Annotated in this window: 13 protein-coding genes; 3 read left to right on the plus strand and 10 right to left on the minus strand. The window is 44.1% G+C overall.

Annotated features, from left to right (window positions below; translation table 11 throughout):
- Positions 1-167 precede the first annotated feature (167 nt).
- Together NQ564_RS07490 and NQ564_RS07495 are read left to right on the plus strand one after the other, a co-directional pair.
- The gene (locus NQ564_RS07490) at positions 168-1,973 is read left to right on the plus strand and encodes a PBP1 and LysM peptidoglycan-binding domain-containing protein (protein ID WP_008149240.1); all 1,806 of its coding nucleotides are present in this window, start codon (positions 168-170) and stop codon (positions 1,971-1,973) included.
- Positions 1,970-2,632 (plus strand): porin family protein, encoded by a 663-nt coding sequence (locus NQ564_RS07495; RefSeq protein ID WP_008157328.1) that lies wholly within the window; start codon positions 1,970-1,972, stop codon positions 2,630-2,632. The genes NQ564_RS07490 and NQ564_RS07495 overlap by 4 nt, the downstream gene beginning before the upstream one ends.
- Before the next feature lies 1 nt (position 2,633).
- On the opposite strand, the gene NQ564_RS07500 is transcribed toward NQ564_RS07495, so the two are convergent.
- The 9 genes from NQ564_RS07500 to NQ564_RS07540 all read right to left on the minus strand — a co-directional run bounded on the left by NQ564_RS07500 (position 2,634) and on the right by NQ564_RS07540 (position 14,436).
- Positions 2,634-6,455, minus strand: a complete 3,822-nt coding sequence (locus NQ564_RS07500; protein WP_227963240.1) for a hybrid sensor histidine kinase/response regulator transcription factor — start codon at positions 6,453-6,455, stop codon at positions 2,634-2,636.
- Positions 6,456-6,862: 407 nt separating this feature from the next.
- Positions 6,863-7,324, minus strand: a complete 462-nt coding sequence (locus NQ564_RS07505) for a DUF4293 domain-containing protein (RefSeq protein ID WP_008149236.1) — start codon at positions 7,322-7,324, stop codon at positions 6,863-6,865.
- 88 nt (positions 7,325-7,412) lie between these two features.
- Positions 7,413-7,745, minus strand: a complete 333-nt coding sequence (locus tag NQ564_RS07510; RefSeq protein ID WP_008149234.1) for a DNA-directed RNA polymerase subunit omega — start codon at positions 7,743-7,745, stop codon at positions 7,413-7,415.
- Between the two features lie 26 nt (positions 7,746-7,771).
- A complete protein-coding gene (locus NQ564_RS07515) occupies positions 7,772-8,581 on the minus strand; it encodes an outer membrane protein assembly factor BamD (RefSeq protein ID WP_008149233.1) in 810 nt (269 codons plus the stop codon).
- Between the two features lie 66 nt (positions 8,582-8,647).
- Positions 8,648-9,073: a hypothetical protein gene (locus tag NQ564_RS07520; protein WP_005639303.1), complete on the minus strand. Its 426-nt coding sequence runs from the start codon at positions 9,071-9,073 to the stop codon at positions 8,648-8,650.
- Between the two features lie 96 nt (positions 9,074-9,169).
- The gene (locus tag NQ564_RS07525) at positions 9,170-10,471 is read right to left on the minus strand and encodes a phenylacetate--CoA ligase family protein (RefSeq protein WP_008157321.1); all 1,302 of its coding nucleotides are present in this window, start codon (positions 10,469-10,471) and stop codon (positions 9,170-9,172) included.
- Positions 10,472-11,049: 578 nt separating this feature from the next.
- Complete coding sequence (locus NQ564_RS07530; protein ID WP_008149228.1) at positions 11,050-13,266, minus strand: GH92 family glycosyl hydrolase; 2,217 nt, start codon at positions 13,264-13,266, stop codon at positions 11,050-11,052.
- A gap of 96 nt (positions 13,267-13,362) precedes the next feature.
- A complete protein-coding gene (gene tatC / locus NQ564_RS07535; RefSeq protein WP_129649982.1) occupies positions 13,363-14,238 on the minus strand; it encodes a twin-arginine translocase subunit TatC in 876 nt (291 codons plus the stop codon).
- Between the two features lie 3 nt (positions 14,239-14,241).
- On the minus strand, positions 14,242-14,436 hold the full coding sequence (locus NQ564_RS07540; RefSeq protein WP_005639296.1) for a Sec-independent protein translocase subunit TatA/TatB: 195 nt from the start codon (positions 14,434-14,436) through the stop codon (positions 14,242-14,244).
- A gap of 141 nt (positions 14,437-14,577) precedes the next feature.
- Here NQ564_RS07540 and fabD point away from each other — a divergent pair, with 141 nt between their 5' ends.
- On the plus strand, positions 14,578-15,459 hold the full coding sequence (gene fabD, locus NQ564_RS07545; RefSeq protein WP_008149218.1) for an ACP S-malonyltransferase: 882 nt from the start codon (positions 14,578-14,580) through the stop codon (positions 15,457-15,459).
- Positions 15,460-15,535: 76 nt separating this feature from the next.
- On the opposite strand, the gene NQ564_RS07550 is transcribed toward fabD, so the two are convergent.
- Positions 15,536-17,455, minus strand: coding sequence for a SusD/RagB family nutrient-binding outer membrane lipoprotein (locus tag NQ564_RS07550; RefSeq protein ID WP_008149216.1), 1,920 nt, complete (start codon positions 17,453-17,455; stop codon positions 15,536-15,538).
- Between the last annotated feature and the right edge of the window lie 22 nt (positions 17,456-17,477).

A 17,477-nucleotide genomic window follows, 5' to 3' on the forward strand; every position in this document is an offset into this window, starting at 1 on the left:
TTAGAGAATCATATAAATCAGAATAAATATTCTATTTTTGTAAAACTTGTTCTCGTGCTATCTGCTTATGGTCATTATGACGATAAGTGAGAGTTGAATTTGCTCTTATCTATTATTACTCTCGTTTTTTGTTGTTATCTTTGCCCCTAAATAATCCAAATCAGCAAATGAATAAGATTAACATATATGTACTGATGCTCTTTCTGAGTCTGGCTGGTGTATCTATCCATGCACAAAACAACCGATCACAAGTGGTTATTACAAGCGGACAAGACAATAATGTGTTTTTTCATACGATAGAAAGAGGACAAACAGTTTACGCAATCGCTACCATGTACGGGGTTACGCCTGATGATATTTACCGGCTGAATCCAGATAGCAAAGAGGGGATCAAAGCAGGCGCCACCCTTAAAATCCCGCAACGCGACATGGTTGGAGGTACTGCTAAGAAGCAGGATGGAAATTATATTTTCCATACCATACAGCCCAAAGAAACCCTGTATTCATTATCCATCCGGTACACAGTTCCCGCTACCGCTATCGTAAAAGCGAACCCCGGATTGTCTACTTCCACTTTTACGATCGGCAAGACAATCCGTATTCCGGCGACGCAAGTAGAAGATTTGCCGACAACGGAGCTCAAGACCATTACCAAAGAAATTGAATATACCGTCCAGAAAAAGGAAACCATGTACCGGATCTGCCGGAAATTCAATATTTCCAGCTACGAGCTGATCAAGCTTAACCCGAAATTGAAAGAAGGGGTGAAAGCCGGTATGGTCATTAAGATACCCGTACAAGCTGAAGAGAATGTGACGACCGAACCAGCAACCGCTATGCTTTCGGAAAGAGATGTCAATGCTTTACTCTCGGAGCCCAAAAGCATCGAGCGCGTCAACAGCGTTAAAGTAGCCTTGTTACTGCCGTTTATGACGAATGAAGCTACCCCGTCTACGGAGACACAACGCTTCATCGAATATTACGAAGGTTTCTTGCTGGCGGTGGACAGTCTTAAAAACACAGGCTGTTCTGTCGATCTGTCGGTTTATGATACGGGAAACGGAACGAAGAAACTGAAAGAGATCCTGAAAGAGGACGCCTTGAAGAATGCAAACCTCATCATCGGAGCCGTACAAAACGACCAGATCGGTCCGGTTGCGGAATTTGCCCAGAAGAACAACATCAAATATGTGATTCCTTTTACATCGAAGAACGACGATGTGTTGTCGAACGCGTATGTTTACCAGGTAAATACGCCCCACTCCTATCTGTATGCCAAAGCGGCTCAAGGCGGATGCGACCTATTTGCCGAAGACAATATAATCCTGCTGAACATCAGAGACGGCAAGGATAAAACCGAATTTATCAAAGCATTCAAAGCCGAGATGAAACAACGACAGATCCCATTTACCGAAATCAATTATAATGCCGAAACCCTGACTGCCGATGTCGACACGCTCCTCAGAACGGACAAACGGAATGTAGTCGTACCGACTTCGGGTACATTGGAGGCTCTAAACAAGATCAAGTCTCCGTTACGCATGCTGGCGGAGACAAAGCCCGAATGCGGACTGACCTTGTTCGGCTATCCCGAATGGCAGACGTACACACGTGACTGTTTGGAAGATTTCTATGCCCTGAACACGTATATATACAGTAACTTCTACGCAGACAACCTGTCGAAAGAGGTGGCTGATTTCTATACCAAATATAAAAACTGGTATAGTAAGAACCTGATCAATATATTCCCTAAATATGGTATTTTAGGATTCGACACCGGTATGTTTTTCATCGGAGCAATCAACAAATACGGTTCCAACTTCGAAAATAATCTGGATAAGATTCATTACCAGGGTGTACAGACCGGATTCGATTTCCATCGTGTGAATAACTGGGGAGGCTTCATCAACACGAACATCTTTATTGTTCATTATCAGAGTGATTTCAATGTAACACGAAATGAAGTAAGATGATCAAGAAAGTTATTGCAACAGCTATTATAGGCCTTGTCGCCTTGAACGGCATCCAGGCTCAGAATAAGTTCAAACGGGAATTATCTTTGGGAGCTTCTTTCGGTACAACCTTTTCCAAAGTCAGTTTTGCCCAGACAAAAGTGCAGCAGAAAATGAAATTGGGCTATACGGGAGGCCTTACACTCCGGTGGATCACAGAAAAGAATCTCGGATTGCAGGCCGAACTGAATTTCATCCAACATGGATGGGATGAAAAGTTCGAAGACCAGCCACAGTATAAATACAGCCGGACGATCAACTACTTTGAACTTCCGATTCTGACGCATATCTATTTCGGCAGTAAACGTTTCAGGGTATTCGTCAACCTGGGTCCCAAAATAGGATATGCTTTTGGCGAGAAGACAGACGAAAATCTGAACGGAGCCAAGCCGAACACCGAAAACGAACAGCACAATATGCCGGTCGAAAAGAAATTCGACTGGGGATTATGCGGTGGTCCAGGTATCGAACTTCGTACGGGAATCGGCTCTTTCCTGTTGGAAGGCCGTTACTACTATGCCCTTAGCGACATCTTCAACAGCCGTAAAGAAGATTATTTTTCCAAATCGTCTTCACAGGTGATCTCGGCCAAAATCACGTATATGATTCCGGGATTTTAAATCATAAGTCCTGTCTGTATTGTGAGGGTGTCACTCCATATATTTGTTTAAAGACTGTACTGAAATAGCGTTGATGGGAGAAACCTGTCTTCTCCGATACTTCCTGTATACTTAGATCCTTGTCGGCAAGAAGGCGAACGGCCTCGGCCATTCTGAACTTGTTGATATAATCGCCTATGCTAATGCCGGCAAGCAATTTCAATTTATTGTAAAGCGAAGCGCGACTCATGGCCATCTGTGCAGCGACAAACTGCACATCCAGGTCAGGATTGGTCAGATTGCTGCTGATCAGTTCATTCAGTCTGCGTATGAACTGTTCATCGGCATTGCTGATCGTATCGGTTTTAGGCGAAACGATCTGTTCTGCTTCTTTATAACGATTCCGGATGATCTCACGGCTCTTAAGCTGGTTGCGCAGGACTGCAAGCAGGAAACCAAGGTCGAACGGTTTCGGGACATACATATCGGCTCCTAACTTATATCCCTGTACGGTACTCTCATTATCGGTACGCGCCGTCAACAGGATAACCGGAATATGGCTGATCCCCACATCGCTCTTTATACGGCGGCACAATTCGAAACCGTTCATATAAGGCATCATCACGTCACTGACTACCAAGTCGGGAAGTTTCGCCTGAATCATTTCAAGCGCCTGCCGACCATCTTCCGCAACGTAAACTTCCTTGAAAGACCCACTCAATTCATCTTTCAGGTAGTTACGCAGTTCCGGTTCATCTTCTACGATCATAACTGTATATCCGGCAACCGGATAGTCATCGGCACCGGGTATCTCGACATCGGATGTCTGTAGCAATTGGGACATATAGGGCCTTGCCTCTATAGACACGGATGTATTCTCCAGGGGCAGTTCAAAAAAGAAGGTCGCCCCACGTCCTTCATTTGCCTGCGCACCGATATTTCCTCCGTGCATTTCAACTAGCATACGAGCATACGACAATCCGATACCGCTCCCTTTCCGGTCATGGTCACCTTGATAGAAACGGGTGAACAGACGATCGATCTCCACATGGTCCAACCCGATACCTTCATCCGAAAGAGATATGCGGACATAATCAGGTTTACGGCGCGTAGACAGGACAACGACTGTATTCGGTTTGCTGAACTTCAGGGCATTCATCAACAGGTTGGACAATACGATCTCACACTTGGAGGCGTCGAAAGGCACTTCTCCAAGCGATTCGTCGAAATCATATACCAACTGGATATTCCGGACCTGGAATTCAAGGTCAAAGTCACTGGAGATTTCCTGCAACCAGTCGTTGACTGGCTGCCTGGTCAGGCTCAACGATTCGCCTCCAACCTCCATCTTACGGACATCCAACACCATATTAATATTATCTTTGATCCGACGTGTCTGTCTGAAAATACCGGTCAATAAATGCAACAATTTGTCATCTTTCACCTCTCCCGACGCAAGCAACCGTTTCAATGGGGCGTATATCAGGGTGAGAGGCGTACGAAGTTCATGGCTGATATTGATCAGGAAGCGCACCTGGTCTTCATACGTCTTCCGTTCATGTTCCTTAATCGCCCAAACCATTTTACGTTCCTTTTTCAATACCACCAACCAGGCTGTCAGTACAGAGCCGAACAGGATCAGCAGGATCAACAAGATCAGGAATCCGGTCGTTTTCCACCAAGGAGGCGTAACCGTAATCGCCAGAAGCTGAACCGGAGTACTCCAGTCGCCATTCCTTTTATTGCAGGACACCCAAATATGGTATTCACCGACAGAAAGGGCATGGAAAGAAATCGTGTGGCTGGACCGTTCGATCATTTCATTCAGGCTACCTTTTATATAATAACGAAACAGTTTCTTCCGCATCAAATCTTTTTCCTTCACAATAATTCGGGCATTCAAGGATGTATAATCCCAGGGGATCGACAACTGGTTGTTATCTCTTATCACATCGGAACCGACAGAAATACCATCGAGTTCCACATCCAGTAAGTTGATCGAAGGATCTGCTTCCTCCGGAAAAGGCACACTATTACGTATATAGACCAACCCGTTCACTCCGGCCATATACAGATCGCCAGAAGCAGTCAACAAAGGAGGTTTGAACAAATATTCGTTGGCATAAACGCCGTCCGACTCTCCAAAAACAACGGTTTTTCCTTCTTCCGGAATATAAGCATATAGCCCGTTATGAGTTCCGATCCAAAGCCTTCCCTGCCTGTCAAAACCTAACGAACTCGTACCTGCAAAGCGGTTCTCTTCGATAGTCGAAGTCCGTTTTGTTACCGGATCATACCGGTATAGGCCGGAGGATGTCCCCAACCAGAAACAACCGGCCTTATCCCGACACGCTGCGCCAATCGTCCCGATAGAATCGGGTGGAGTATAAAAGACACCTATGGAGCGGTCTTTGTGGTCCAGCACCAACAGATTGGACAAACTGCGCAAATATGTATCCGGCTCGCCTCCGGACACCTCCATAAGAGCAGATAGTACCACTCCTTCCTCCTTACACCTTATTGCATCCAAATGCCCTGTCTGTTGGTTATACAAATAAACACTATCGGAATAAATATAAAAACTTGCATCATCCAGGCGGCCCAAATGTACAGCCAATCCAAGACGGAACAGGCGACGGGATTTTTCGGCATCAGCAACTATATATTCCTGAAGTTCTCCGGTCTTCTTATGAAACCGATATAATCCCTGGCTAAATATCGAAAGCAATAGCTCGTCTTCATCATATTCAACGATCGAAACCACCTTTTTATCGAATGTCGCAGGATAATGCCGGAACTGACTGGTCCGCGGATCAAACCGGTTGATACCGTCACCGTCGGTCCCCAACCACAAAATATGATCCCGATCCTCATACAGGCTCGTCACAGTCTTATAACTCAAACCACTGGTTGAATTCAATTGCGCATCACCATAGGTATAAAAATAAGTTCTTTTCAAACCGATCAGTCCCCCCCGGATACTACCGGCCCATATATTCTTTTCCTGATCATTGTAAAGGCAACCGAACGAATTGACCGGCAGCGAGTTATTATTTCCGGGGATATGCGAGATCACACGTATTTCCTGTGTATCGGGATCATATACATTCAGTCCTCCTCCATCTGTCGCCAGCCACAATTTACCATCTATCTCCTTAATATCCAGGACGACATCATTACTCAGCAGGTTCCCCGTATTCAAATGGCAGAACTCATCTCCCGCACTGGTATATCCATACACGCCGTCCGCATATACCGAAAGCCAAATATTTCCTGAAGAATCCAAGCATACGCTCGTAATTTCTTTTGCAGGAATAAAAGAAATCCGCTCCAACTTGCCCGTTGCAAGATGGTACCACCACAGTCCGTTACGCCGGCAGACAAGCAGTACGATCTGCTTTTGCTTATCATATATGTAGGCATGCGTGAAGGCAGAGGTAACTCTTTCCGGTCCATTCACAGGTAAAAACGTAATCCGATTATCAACATAAGAATACCTGAAAGCTGTTCCCGTCCCAAAGAACAGGACTCCATTATCCGTCACAACCGAACTGTGCACATGCAAAGGCAAACCGGCAAATGTGATACGCATAAACCTGTCTTTACTGCGGTCATACCGGGCCAGTCCTCTATCGGTTCCGATCCAGATATTATGCTGAATGTCTTCCGTTAAGAAAATAATATCGTTTCCAGGAATAGAAAAAAGATTATCCTTATCGTTATTATAAGACATGATCCTCTCTCGGTCGAAACGGTTTAACCCGAAACTCGTCCCTATCCAAATGACTCCCTGATGGTCGCTCAACACACAATTGACCGTCGACTGCGAAAGACCGTCTTTCAAGGATATTTGTTTAAAATAATAATTAGGAGATTCTGCTTGTGTAGAAAATATACATAAGAATAGGCTAAATAATATGGCAAGCAGCTTTTTCATGTAGCAAATATAATAAAAAAGATGATTCTTGAACAATCTTAGACAATATCAAACATAAAAATCAAGGCTTACATATAACTTTGCAACAAAGACAAGCTAAGAATGGGTAGCAGGCTCCTCCCAAAACAAAAACGCCGCCTTTCTTCCCATAAATAAAGTGAAGCTCAACTAAATGATTAGTTTTGCATCAGAAGTAGTAAGGATTTATCAATGCTAATAGAGTAATATAGTCTTTAGGCTATCAGATTTAGGCCAAAAAAAGGAGGATGTCCCAGTGATGAGACATCCTCTTCTTTTTATATAATCCGAAATAATTATCTCAGACGATCCAAAGAACGCACCAGCGCTTCATCCGCCCCGATATTGCGTATAGCCAGATAATCCAGAATCAGACTGACCAGCGGAAAAGAAAAGGCGATCTTCAGGCTTAATGAGAATATCTCCTTTTGATTACCCAGATTCCAGTAAAAAAATGCAAAAAGGCCGTAAAAGCCTAACATTAAAATCGCATTAAATATGCAGAGGCGTATTTGAAGGATTCTTTTCTTAAACAGGAAGATAGTCAAAAGAGCCAGCAAAGAGATCACGATTGCCAAAGCAAACAGTCCCCATGTGGGATAAATAAGTTCCGGCTGAGCAGCCATCGTACTGATACCGGTTGCATCAAAAGTAAACAACTGGTCACCCGACTGCAACACAGCAAGCGGTAAAAACAGAATGGCAATCGTCAATGCCACTATAATAAGCAAATAAACCGTTTGTATTCTCTGTAACATAATAAAACAATTGACAATTAATTGACAATTGACAATTATTAGATGATGCTCACCAACCGTCAATTATCAATTATCAATTGTCAATTCATTAAAGGTTATTCTTTTCTTTTGCAGGGTTCTTATAATATACCTTACCATCTTCATACTCCTTAGCTGCGATCAAGGTCGGTTTCGGGAGTTTTTCATAGTAACGTGAAATCTCAATCTGTTCTCTGTTTTCAAAAACTTCTTCCAAATTATCATTATAGGAAGCAAATTCCTGGAGTTTTTTTTCCAGATCCTGTTTCATCTCAACAGAAATCTGATTAGCACGTTTACCAATGATTGCAACAGTTTCATACACATTATCCGTGTCTGCCGACAGCTTCATCATGTCGCGGGTAACTGTATTCGACGGAGCGTTAGTCTTTCTGTAATCCATACTTACTTTATTGATTAGTTGTTTCGTTAATACGTATCTGTTATTCGCTTGCTGGCATAGTCGTAGAATTTCTGAACTTGTTTTACATACTTGCCTTCGGGATACTCATTCATGTAGTTGTAGTATTCATCCACGACTTCGCGGTAACGTCCCTGCAACTTTTCTTCCACACTCACTACAGCCAATTCATATTTGGCACGAATGGTATAGAACATGAACTCTTCTCTGTATTTTGAATACGGATAATTCTTAAGTGCATTTTGCGCGGTAATCACACATGAAAGATAGTTGTTTCCCATATAGGTACCCAGGTTGAAATACAACCGGACTGCTAACAGTTCTTTATAAGCGAGCTTTTCCTGCAATTCGAACATAATGTTCTGAGCTTCTTTAGCCCGTTCGCTTTGCGGATAATACTCCAAGTACAATTGCAACTGGTTAATAGCTTCATACGTTTGTGCCTGATCCAAGCGGGGATCCGGTGAATCCAAATACAATCCATAACCCGAATAATAACGGGCCAACTCGGTATACTCGCCTTTCGGATAAGTCGTATAATAGGTATTAAAGTATTGCGAAGCAGTCTGATAGTCTTTTTGGCCGTAATAGCTTTGCGCCAACAGATACAAAGATTCTTCAGCTTGAGCGGAACCTTTGAGTACAGGCACCAGTTCATCCAGCAAAGTGGCAGACTTCGAATATTGCTTTGCATTGAAATATTTCTTTGCATACGAATATTTCAGCTCGTAGTCTGTACTTTTCAGTATCTTGTTATACTCCCCGCAGGAAGACAACAGAACTGTAATCATCATCAATAAAAATACAACCTTTTTCATTCACATACTTTTAGCGCGCAAAGTTAAAGTTTTCCGACAAATAAACGAAGCGCTTAACGTTAATATTTACAACTTATATAAGTCACTGGCCGCAATAAGCTCCAGTTTATTGGCTTTCAGAACCTCCGCACACTTCTCCACATTATCGGGACGAATGATCACATTGGCCGCCTCACCCTGAGAAAAAGCATACATATATTCAATAAATATCCCAGCTGAAGTAATGATATCCATAGCTTTAGCCAATGCTCCCGGCTGATTGGGACAATGCAGACAAACAACATCGGCCACACTCACAGCATACAGACGATCGCGCAAGACCTTGATAGCAGTATCCGTATCCGACACAATCAAACGCAAGATACCGAAGTCTGAATTTTCAGCTACCGTGAAAGCGGACATATTTACGCCGGCTTCACCTAATATTTTTGCAACTTCCGTAAAACGGCCTTTCTTATTCTCCAGAAAGATAGATAACTGTTTAATTAACATGGGGATGAAATTTGATTTGTGATTTATAATTTATAAATTCTGATTTATGATTTATGATTTATGAACTACTGATAAATCATAAATCATAATTCTCTCCTATTCCAGTCTGCGATTATCGATCACATGTTTGGCTTTACCCATACTCCGCTCGATGCTGCGTGGCTCGACAATCTTTATATCGGGTTGCAAACCGATTACGCTTTGCATACGGTTTGCGATTTTCTTCTTCAAAGCGATCATCTTGTTCATTTCGTCTGAATAAAACTCCTGACGCACTTCCACTTGAATCTGGAATGTGTCCGTATTGTTCACACGGTCAACCACAATCAGATAATGCGGTTCGAATTCCGGCATCTCAAGAATAACCGATTCCACCTGCGACGGGAATACGTTCACACCCCGGATAATCAACATATCGTCACTACGCCCGAGAATACGTCCCATACGAACAGCCGTACGTCCACATTCGCATTTATCATAGATCAAATGCGTCAGGTCACGCGTACGGTAGCGGATCATAGGCATCCCCTCTTTTGTCAATGTCGTAAAAACCAGCTCTCCATGCTGTCCGGGTTCCACCGGTTCCAAAGTAACCGGATCGACAATTTCAGGAAAAAAATGATCTTCCCACAGATGCGTACCGTTCTGGCATTCGCACTCTCCTCCGACCCCCGGACCGCAAATTTCTGTCAGCCCATAGATATCGTATGCTTTGATATTCAACTTGCTTTCCAACTCTTTACGCATATTTTCCGTCCAAGGTTCAGCACCGAAAGCACCGACACGCAATTTGAATTCTTCCAACGGAATGCCGGACGAATGAATCGTTTCTGCCAGATATAACGCATACGAAGGAGTACAAGCCAATCCCTTAGCTCCGAAATCATGCATCAACTGAATCTGCTTCTGCGTATTACCACTACTCATCGGGATTACCGTTCCACCGATATTCTCAACTCCGGCATGTGCTCCCAAACCTCCTGTAAACAGACCGTAACCATATGAAACCTGTACGGAATCATTCTTTGTCAAACCATAAGCAGTCAGACATCGCGCCACAACTTCAGCCCAGATAGACAAGTCTTTCCGGGTATAGCCAACAACAATAGGCTTTCCCGTCGTTCCGGAAGAGGCGTGCAATCGGACAATTTCAGACATCGGCACAGCCATCAGTCCGAAAGGATAATTATCCCGCAAGTCCTGTTTGACGGTAAACGGGAGCTTCACTATATCATCAATAGAATGGATGTCTTCCGGGGTAATCCCCATTTCCTGCATTTTTTTACGATAGAAAGGAGAATTATGATAAGCATGTTCAACAACCCGCCTTAAGCGGATACTCTGTAATTTCCGCATTTCCTCGCGGTTCATACATTCGATAGTTTCGTTCCAAATCATGGTATCAGTTCGTTATCTTTTTAATGTTAGTAGTCTAAATCAGTTGCAAAGTAATAACTTTTTTGCAAAGAAACCTTCTTTTGCTCTCCTTTTTATATACATTACACCTGATTGCTTCTACTTTAAAATGAGAAAACTATCTATTTCCGGGACTTTTTGTCACATCTTGATGACAAAATGAGACATATTCGTGTATGAAACAATTGCATTCTGACCGCAACATTCGTTTCTTTGTGTATATATTCAAATGTAAGAAGAGAAACGTTGGGAGTAAAATCATACAAGAAGAGTACACATACCCTATTACTATAAATCATGTTATACGAAGAGAGCCAGCTTAACAGCCGGCTCCTCCGTACTAACATCCGCTTATCGGACTAATCGTTATTTATCAATCCCAATACAACAGATTACCATCCATAAACCGTTTCCTGCAAGGGGAACTACCGTTTCCTGCAAGGGGAACTACCGTTTCCTGCAAGGGGAACTACCGTTTCCTGCAAGGGGAACTACCGTTTCCTGCAAGGGGAACTACCGTTTCCTGCAAGGGGAACTGCCGTTTCCTGCAAGGGGAACGGTTATTTATACCAGACCGGTCCCGGTTGGTTCCCCATTTCAAATTTCAATGTGTCACCATTCATAATCTGTTCATGAGTTATATAGCTCTTATCATACGGCTGACCGTTCAACTTCACAGACTGGATATAAATATTCTCACGACTTACAGCCGGAGCCAGAACCGTAAAAACCTTGCCATTTGCCAGACGCATTTTCACCTCCGGGAATATCGGGGTTCCGATCTCATATTTGCCGCTGATCGGATCGACCGGATAGAAGCCCATGGAACTAAACACAAACCAGGCTGACATCTGTCCACAATCTTCATTCCCGCAGATTCCGTCCGGAGTATTCAAATACAGGTTATGCAGGACCTCTGCCACATATTTTTGCGTCTTCCAAGGCTGTCCTACCTTATTATATAAATAAATCACATGATGGCTCGGCTCGTTGCCATGAGCATATTGCCCGATCATACCGGTGCTGAAAATCGGCAGTTCCTCATCCGATTTCGGAACATAAGTAAACATACTATCCAATTTCTCTGCAAAACGCTCCTTGCTTCCAACCAGACCGATCAGGCCATCCAGATCCTGAGGAACAGACCAGAAATATTGCCAGCCATTGCTCTCACAAATATCTTCGGTATAATCGTCGGGACTGAAGTTTACGGCGAAATTCCCCTTCTCGTCACGCGGCTGCATAAAAGAAGTGGCCGGATTATAAACATTCCGATAGTTCTGAGCACGTTTATAGAATTCATCGGCAATATCTTTCTTACCCATCTTCTCTGCCATTGTTGCAATACAATAATCATCATAGGCATATTCCAATGTCTTGGATAACGACCAATTCTCCCATTTCTTCGGATCACTGTAAGCCGGGACATATCCTAACTTCTTGTAATCGCCAATCCCCCTGTAATCGTCACGATTAGCCGTAGCGATACAGGCCTCAAGTGCTTTTTCCGGATCGAAATTGCCGATACCTTTCAGATACGCATCCACAATGACTGGAACAGCATGATATCCGATCATCATATTAGTTTCCCAACCATACAAATTCCATAACGGTAAAGCTCCATTCTGCTCATAGAATTTCAAGAATCCTTTGATCATATCGTTTGCACGTTCCGGTTCGGTATAGGTAAATAGAGGATGAGAAGCACGATAGGTATCCCATAATGAAAAAGTGGAATAGTTCGTCCACCCGTCCGCTTTATGAATCTGCTGGTCCGGGCCGTAATAGGAACCGTCCACATCACTATAAACAGTCGGAGCAATCATGGAATGATACAAGGCAGTGTAGAACTTCACCAGGTCATCGGTATCCGGACTCTTCACCTCTATTTTAGAAAGCTGCTTGTTCCATGTCTTGGCAGCCTGCATCTGATAATAATCGAAATCATCTTTCGGAGCCTCCGCACGCAGATTCTTACCTGCTCCTTCCATACTGACACCGGATATACCTGTCGTCACCAAAATTTCCTCATCTTTCTCCGTATTGAAATCGAAACGGGCAATATAAGCCGTACCGATCCAGCCACGATCTTTCGTTACGATGGAAGTCGTGTCCATATGGCAAGCCACGAAAGGTTTTGAGAAACGAGTCTCAAAATAAACATGCTGTAAAGGAGACCAGCCCTGAGAGAAGCGATATCCCCGGATCGTCATCGAATCGACCACTTCTATGCGCGAATCCAGCGTAAAATCCCAGTTCATCGCCTTTTTGAGATTCAAAAATACGGACGCCTCTGCTTTGGGGAACGTATAACGTTGAACACCGCAACGTTCAGTTGCGGTCAATTCGACATTAATATTATAATCTTTCAGCAACACACGGTAATAGCCAGCCGAAGCCGCCTCATCATTGTGCGAAAAAGTCGAATAGATGCCTAAAGGAGCAGGCGCTTCCTTATACGGACGCGTCACCGGCATGAAGGAAATATCGTACAAATCACCCGCACCAGTCCCAGACAAATGAGTATGGCTGAAACCAGCGATAGTCGTGTCGGGATAGAAATACCCGGAAATACGATCCCAACCGGGAAGCCCGTTGTCAGGACTCAACTGCACCATTCCGAAAGGGACCTGCGCTCCCGGATAAGTATTACCGGTAAAATCCGTCCCGATAAAAGGATTTACATATTGTGTATAATCATCCGCCTCCTGTTGTTTTTCCGGCGTGCAGGCTGCCAGAGCCAGCAAGGAGACCGCCAATAAGGATATGTGCCTCATGTTTACATACTGTTTTAGTCTTGACAAAGATACAAAAAGAGACGCACAATGAAAACTGTACGTCTCTTCTATAACTATTTTACGATGTCCGTAGTTTTAGGCCGGTGCGATTTCCGTACTATTTTCATCCTCGTCATCTGTATCTTCATTCGTATCATTCTTCACAAAGAACGCACTCAATTCGAACAATCCATACAACGGGAAGAATACGATACCCAATGTGAACGGATCACTACTCGGGGTGATAAATGCAGCAGCAACCAGCAACCCTACGATAGCATGCCGTCTGTATTTGTGGAAGAACGAACGTTTCAACAAACCGATCTTCGACAACAACCACGACACCAGCGGCATTTCAAAAACGATTCCCATCACAAAGATCAGCATCAGGAAATTATCCATATACGAATCCAAAGAGACCTGTTCTTGTATATTAGCACTCAACTGATAAGTTGCCAAAAAGCGCAGCGTCATCGGGAATACCATAAAATATCCGACAGCACATCCGATAAAGAACATGATTGTTCCCAAAAGAAATACCCATTTGACATTTTTCTTCTCGTTCTCATACAAAGCCGGACTGATGAACTTCCAGATTTCCCACATCAGATAAGGGAAAGTAAGCACAAGTGCCAACCAGAACGAGGTGGTCATGTGAGTAAAGAACTGAGATGCTAATCTGATATTAAACACATCCACGTGAAAATTATCATTACAGAAATCCGGCAGGACATCAAACCACGGACTGACATTGACCAGCCATTGATTCAGATCGCACAACCATCTGTAAAAGATAAAATCGGAATAACAGGGTGCCAATACTACGCGGTCAAATATACCATCACTACCGCGCATAAAGGCAAAACTGCCTATCGCAAAGATAAAGAGCGCTAAAAAAGAACGGAACAGAGTCCAACGAAGTGCCTCCAGGTGGTCCCAGAAGGACATTTCTTCTTGTTCTAATTCTGCCATCTTTTACTTTTTATCGGTATCGTCTATCTTAATGTCGTCTTCTAATCCTTTTACACCGTCTTTGAAGTTTTTCACACCCTTACCGATACCTTTCATCAGTTCAGGTATTTTTTTACCACCGAAAAGTAACAAAACAATAATGGCAATGATGATAATCTCGCCAGTTCCTAAATTTCCAAGAAATAATAATTGATCCATGATATTGTATAAATTAGTCGTTAATATTCCTGTTATCGATGGGGCAAAGATACAATTTGTAATGAATAGTACCCCAATTATTCTAAATTTATTACCTTTGTGCCATCTTAAAAAACTGAAATTAGAAAAAGATTAGAAAAAATGAAAGCGTATGTATTTCCCGGTCAGGGTGCACAGTTTGTCGGAATGGGAAAAGACCTTTACGAAAACAATCCCCTTGCAAAAGAGATGTTTGAAAAGGCTAACGAAATCCTCGGTTTCCGCATCACGGACCTGATGTTTGCCGGAACAGACGAAGATCTGCGTCAGACAAAAGTAACACAGCCTGCCATTTTCTTACACTCAGTCATTCTTGCAAAAACATTAGGTGACCAGTTCCAACCGGATATGACAGCCGGACACTCTTTAGGAGAATTCTCCGCGCTTGTTGCAGCCGGAGCCTTATCTTTCGAAGACGGACTTACCTTGGTATCCAAACGTGCTATGGCGATGCAGAAAGCCTGCGAAGCCACTCCTTCAACCATGGCAGCCGTTCTGGCATTGCCGGATGAGAAAGTAGAAGAGATCTGCGCAAGCATCGAAGGCGAAGTGGTCGTATGTGCAAACTACAACTGTCCGGGACAACTCGTCATCTCCGGCTCCGTACCGGGTATCGATGCCACATGTGAAAAGATGCTGGCTGCCGGTGCAAAACGTGCACTGAAACTAAAAGTAGGCGGTGCATTCCACTCCCCTCTGATGGAACCGGCCCGTGCAGAATTGGCTGCCGCTATCGAAGCGACTCCGATCCACAAACCGTCTTGTCCTGTTTACCAGAACGTAAGTACGAAAGGTGAAACCTGCCCCGAAACAATCAAAGCGAACCTGATTGCCCAGCTAACAGCTCCGGTCCGTTGGACACAAAGCGTTCAGAACATGATTGCCGACGGTGCCGATCACTTCATCGAACTGGGTCCGGGAGCCGTACTTCAGGGATTGGTGAAAAAGATCAATAAAGAAGTGACAACAGAAGGCATGCAATAAGCAGTTTGCCTTATTCATAATAAAAAAGGTTGGCAGGTGTTCGATGAAGAACGTTCCTGCCAACCTTTTTATATTCCTACTTCAGATTCCACCACAAGGCAGTCCCCACCACATCCGGTCCTCCCAGCAGTTCAAGGGCTTTATTATAACCTTCGAGGTTGTTCGTCTGGATATTGGCCGGGTAGCGGTAACGCTTCGGATAAAATTCCAGACGGCATTCTTTTGAAGTGGCAACCGTCAACGGGACCTGGTTCAACGGATTGTAGTCTTTTTCGACAGCCTGGTTCTCGAAGAAAGGCAAACCGATACGGCGATGATCGCTCCAGGCCTCTTCCGGCAACCAGGGAACCTGGGCTATATATTTCTGCGTGAAAATCTTCGTCATCGCATCATTATTGTATGCACCTCCACGATAGATGGAGTTCTTCGGATATGTATAAGTCATCGTCTTATTCTCTTTCGTGTACGGATCGACATAGTTTACAATATAAGGCTTTGCCTCAGCCGTATGGTCGAAATTGACAGATGTCCCGATCCGGTTATACTCGGTAGAAGACAGATAAGCCCCTACTTCACTCAACAATCCATGATACTCGAAGCTGGCAGTCACTCCGTTCTCGTAGTTCGATTTGGGAGAGCCCGGAACATTCCAACCGCGCACACCGGCTTCAGCCAGCAGGAAATAACTTTCCCAAGGACCGAAATAGACACGTTTCTGAGTACTCATACGGTATTGCTTGGATATAGACGGATAGTTATAATTCTTTCCGGTCAATTCGGTAGCCAAACTACCTTTCACATCCCATTCGCCTGCCACCCATGTCCCCCAAGTATATTTAGGGTCAATTGTCAGCACCGGCTTCGTATTATCATTCGGATCAAACAGGGAGACCGGCTTCACCTCGCTCGCCGCCCCGATATAATCGGAATAAACCACGCCATCGTTCCATCCTACTACACTAAACAGTTTCGGCGCACGCGGATCGACATATTGAGGAATGCCGTCGAAATAGAATCCGGCGCACGGATCGTTTGTCGTCAACGGAAAATGCTTATCCAGATACAACCCCATGTAAGTATGCGGGTTCTTCAGATGCATCTTCAACGAATCGGGCAGCGGGAATTCGCTGTTTCCCAAACCGACCACAAGATTTTTGAATGTAACAGACATTGCCTGTGCATTCCAGGTACGAGACATGACGCTGGTCAAATCACTCCATCCGTCCTTTTCCTGTACACCGGCAAGTTCGGAGAGCGAAGATATATATCCTTTGGAGGCAGCATCTTCAAACTCACTTTCAGCCAGCTGCGGGTTAGCATTCACGATACGCATTGCCAGGCGCATACGCAAAGAATTGGCATATTTCTTCCACATATTCACATTTCCCGCATAGAAAGCATCTTCCGCCGACATCGGAGACATATCGATCGACGGATCGAGCGCAGCCTCCGCTTCCTTCAGTTCTTTTAGAATAAAGGTATAGATCGCTTCCACACTGTCATACTCCCCCGGTACACCGGAAAAAGCATCTAATGCCGGAATCGGACCGAACCCGTCAGAGACCTCTGAGTTCAGATACGCCCGCCAGATACGTGCCATCTGGATCACATTCTTATAATAAGGATAGAGTTCTGCTTCACCATCGGCCACTTTCTTCTCGCCCAATTGAACGGCTTTAGTCGCCTGGTTCAACCATTTCACAGCATAGTCATTACTCAGGTAACGCGTGATATAATCATTATTATCCGTACCGATCGTGAAACCGCTTCCCCGGTTGAAACGGGATGCCCGGTTCCAAGTCAGGATAAACATACGTTCGGCGATCTCCGGATTCATCTGGTCGCCGATGATCGAGGCGTTCAGGAACCATTCTGGCTTCACCTTACTTTCATCTACCTGGTTCGGATCTTCATTTATCTCCTGAAAATCGCTACAAGATGAAAACAATGCAACCACGGAAAACAGCCCTGTCAATATTTTATTCTTCGTATTCATATCTTCAATTCTCTATTTTTAA

This window comes from Parabacteroides johnsonii DSM 18315 (assembly GCF_025151045.1).
Classification (GTDB): Bacteria; Bacteroidota; Bacteroidia; order Bacteroidales; family Tannerellaceae; genus Parabacteroides; species Parabacteroides johnsonii.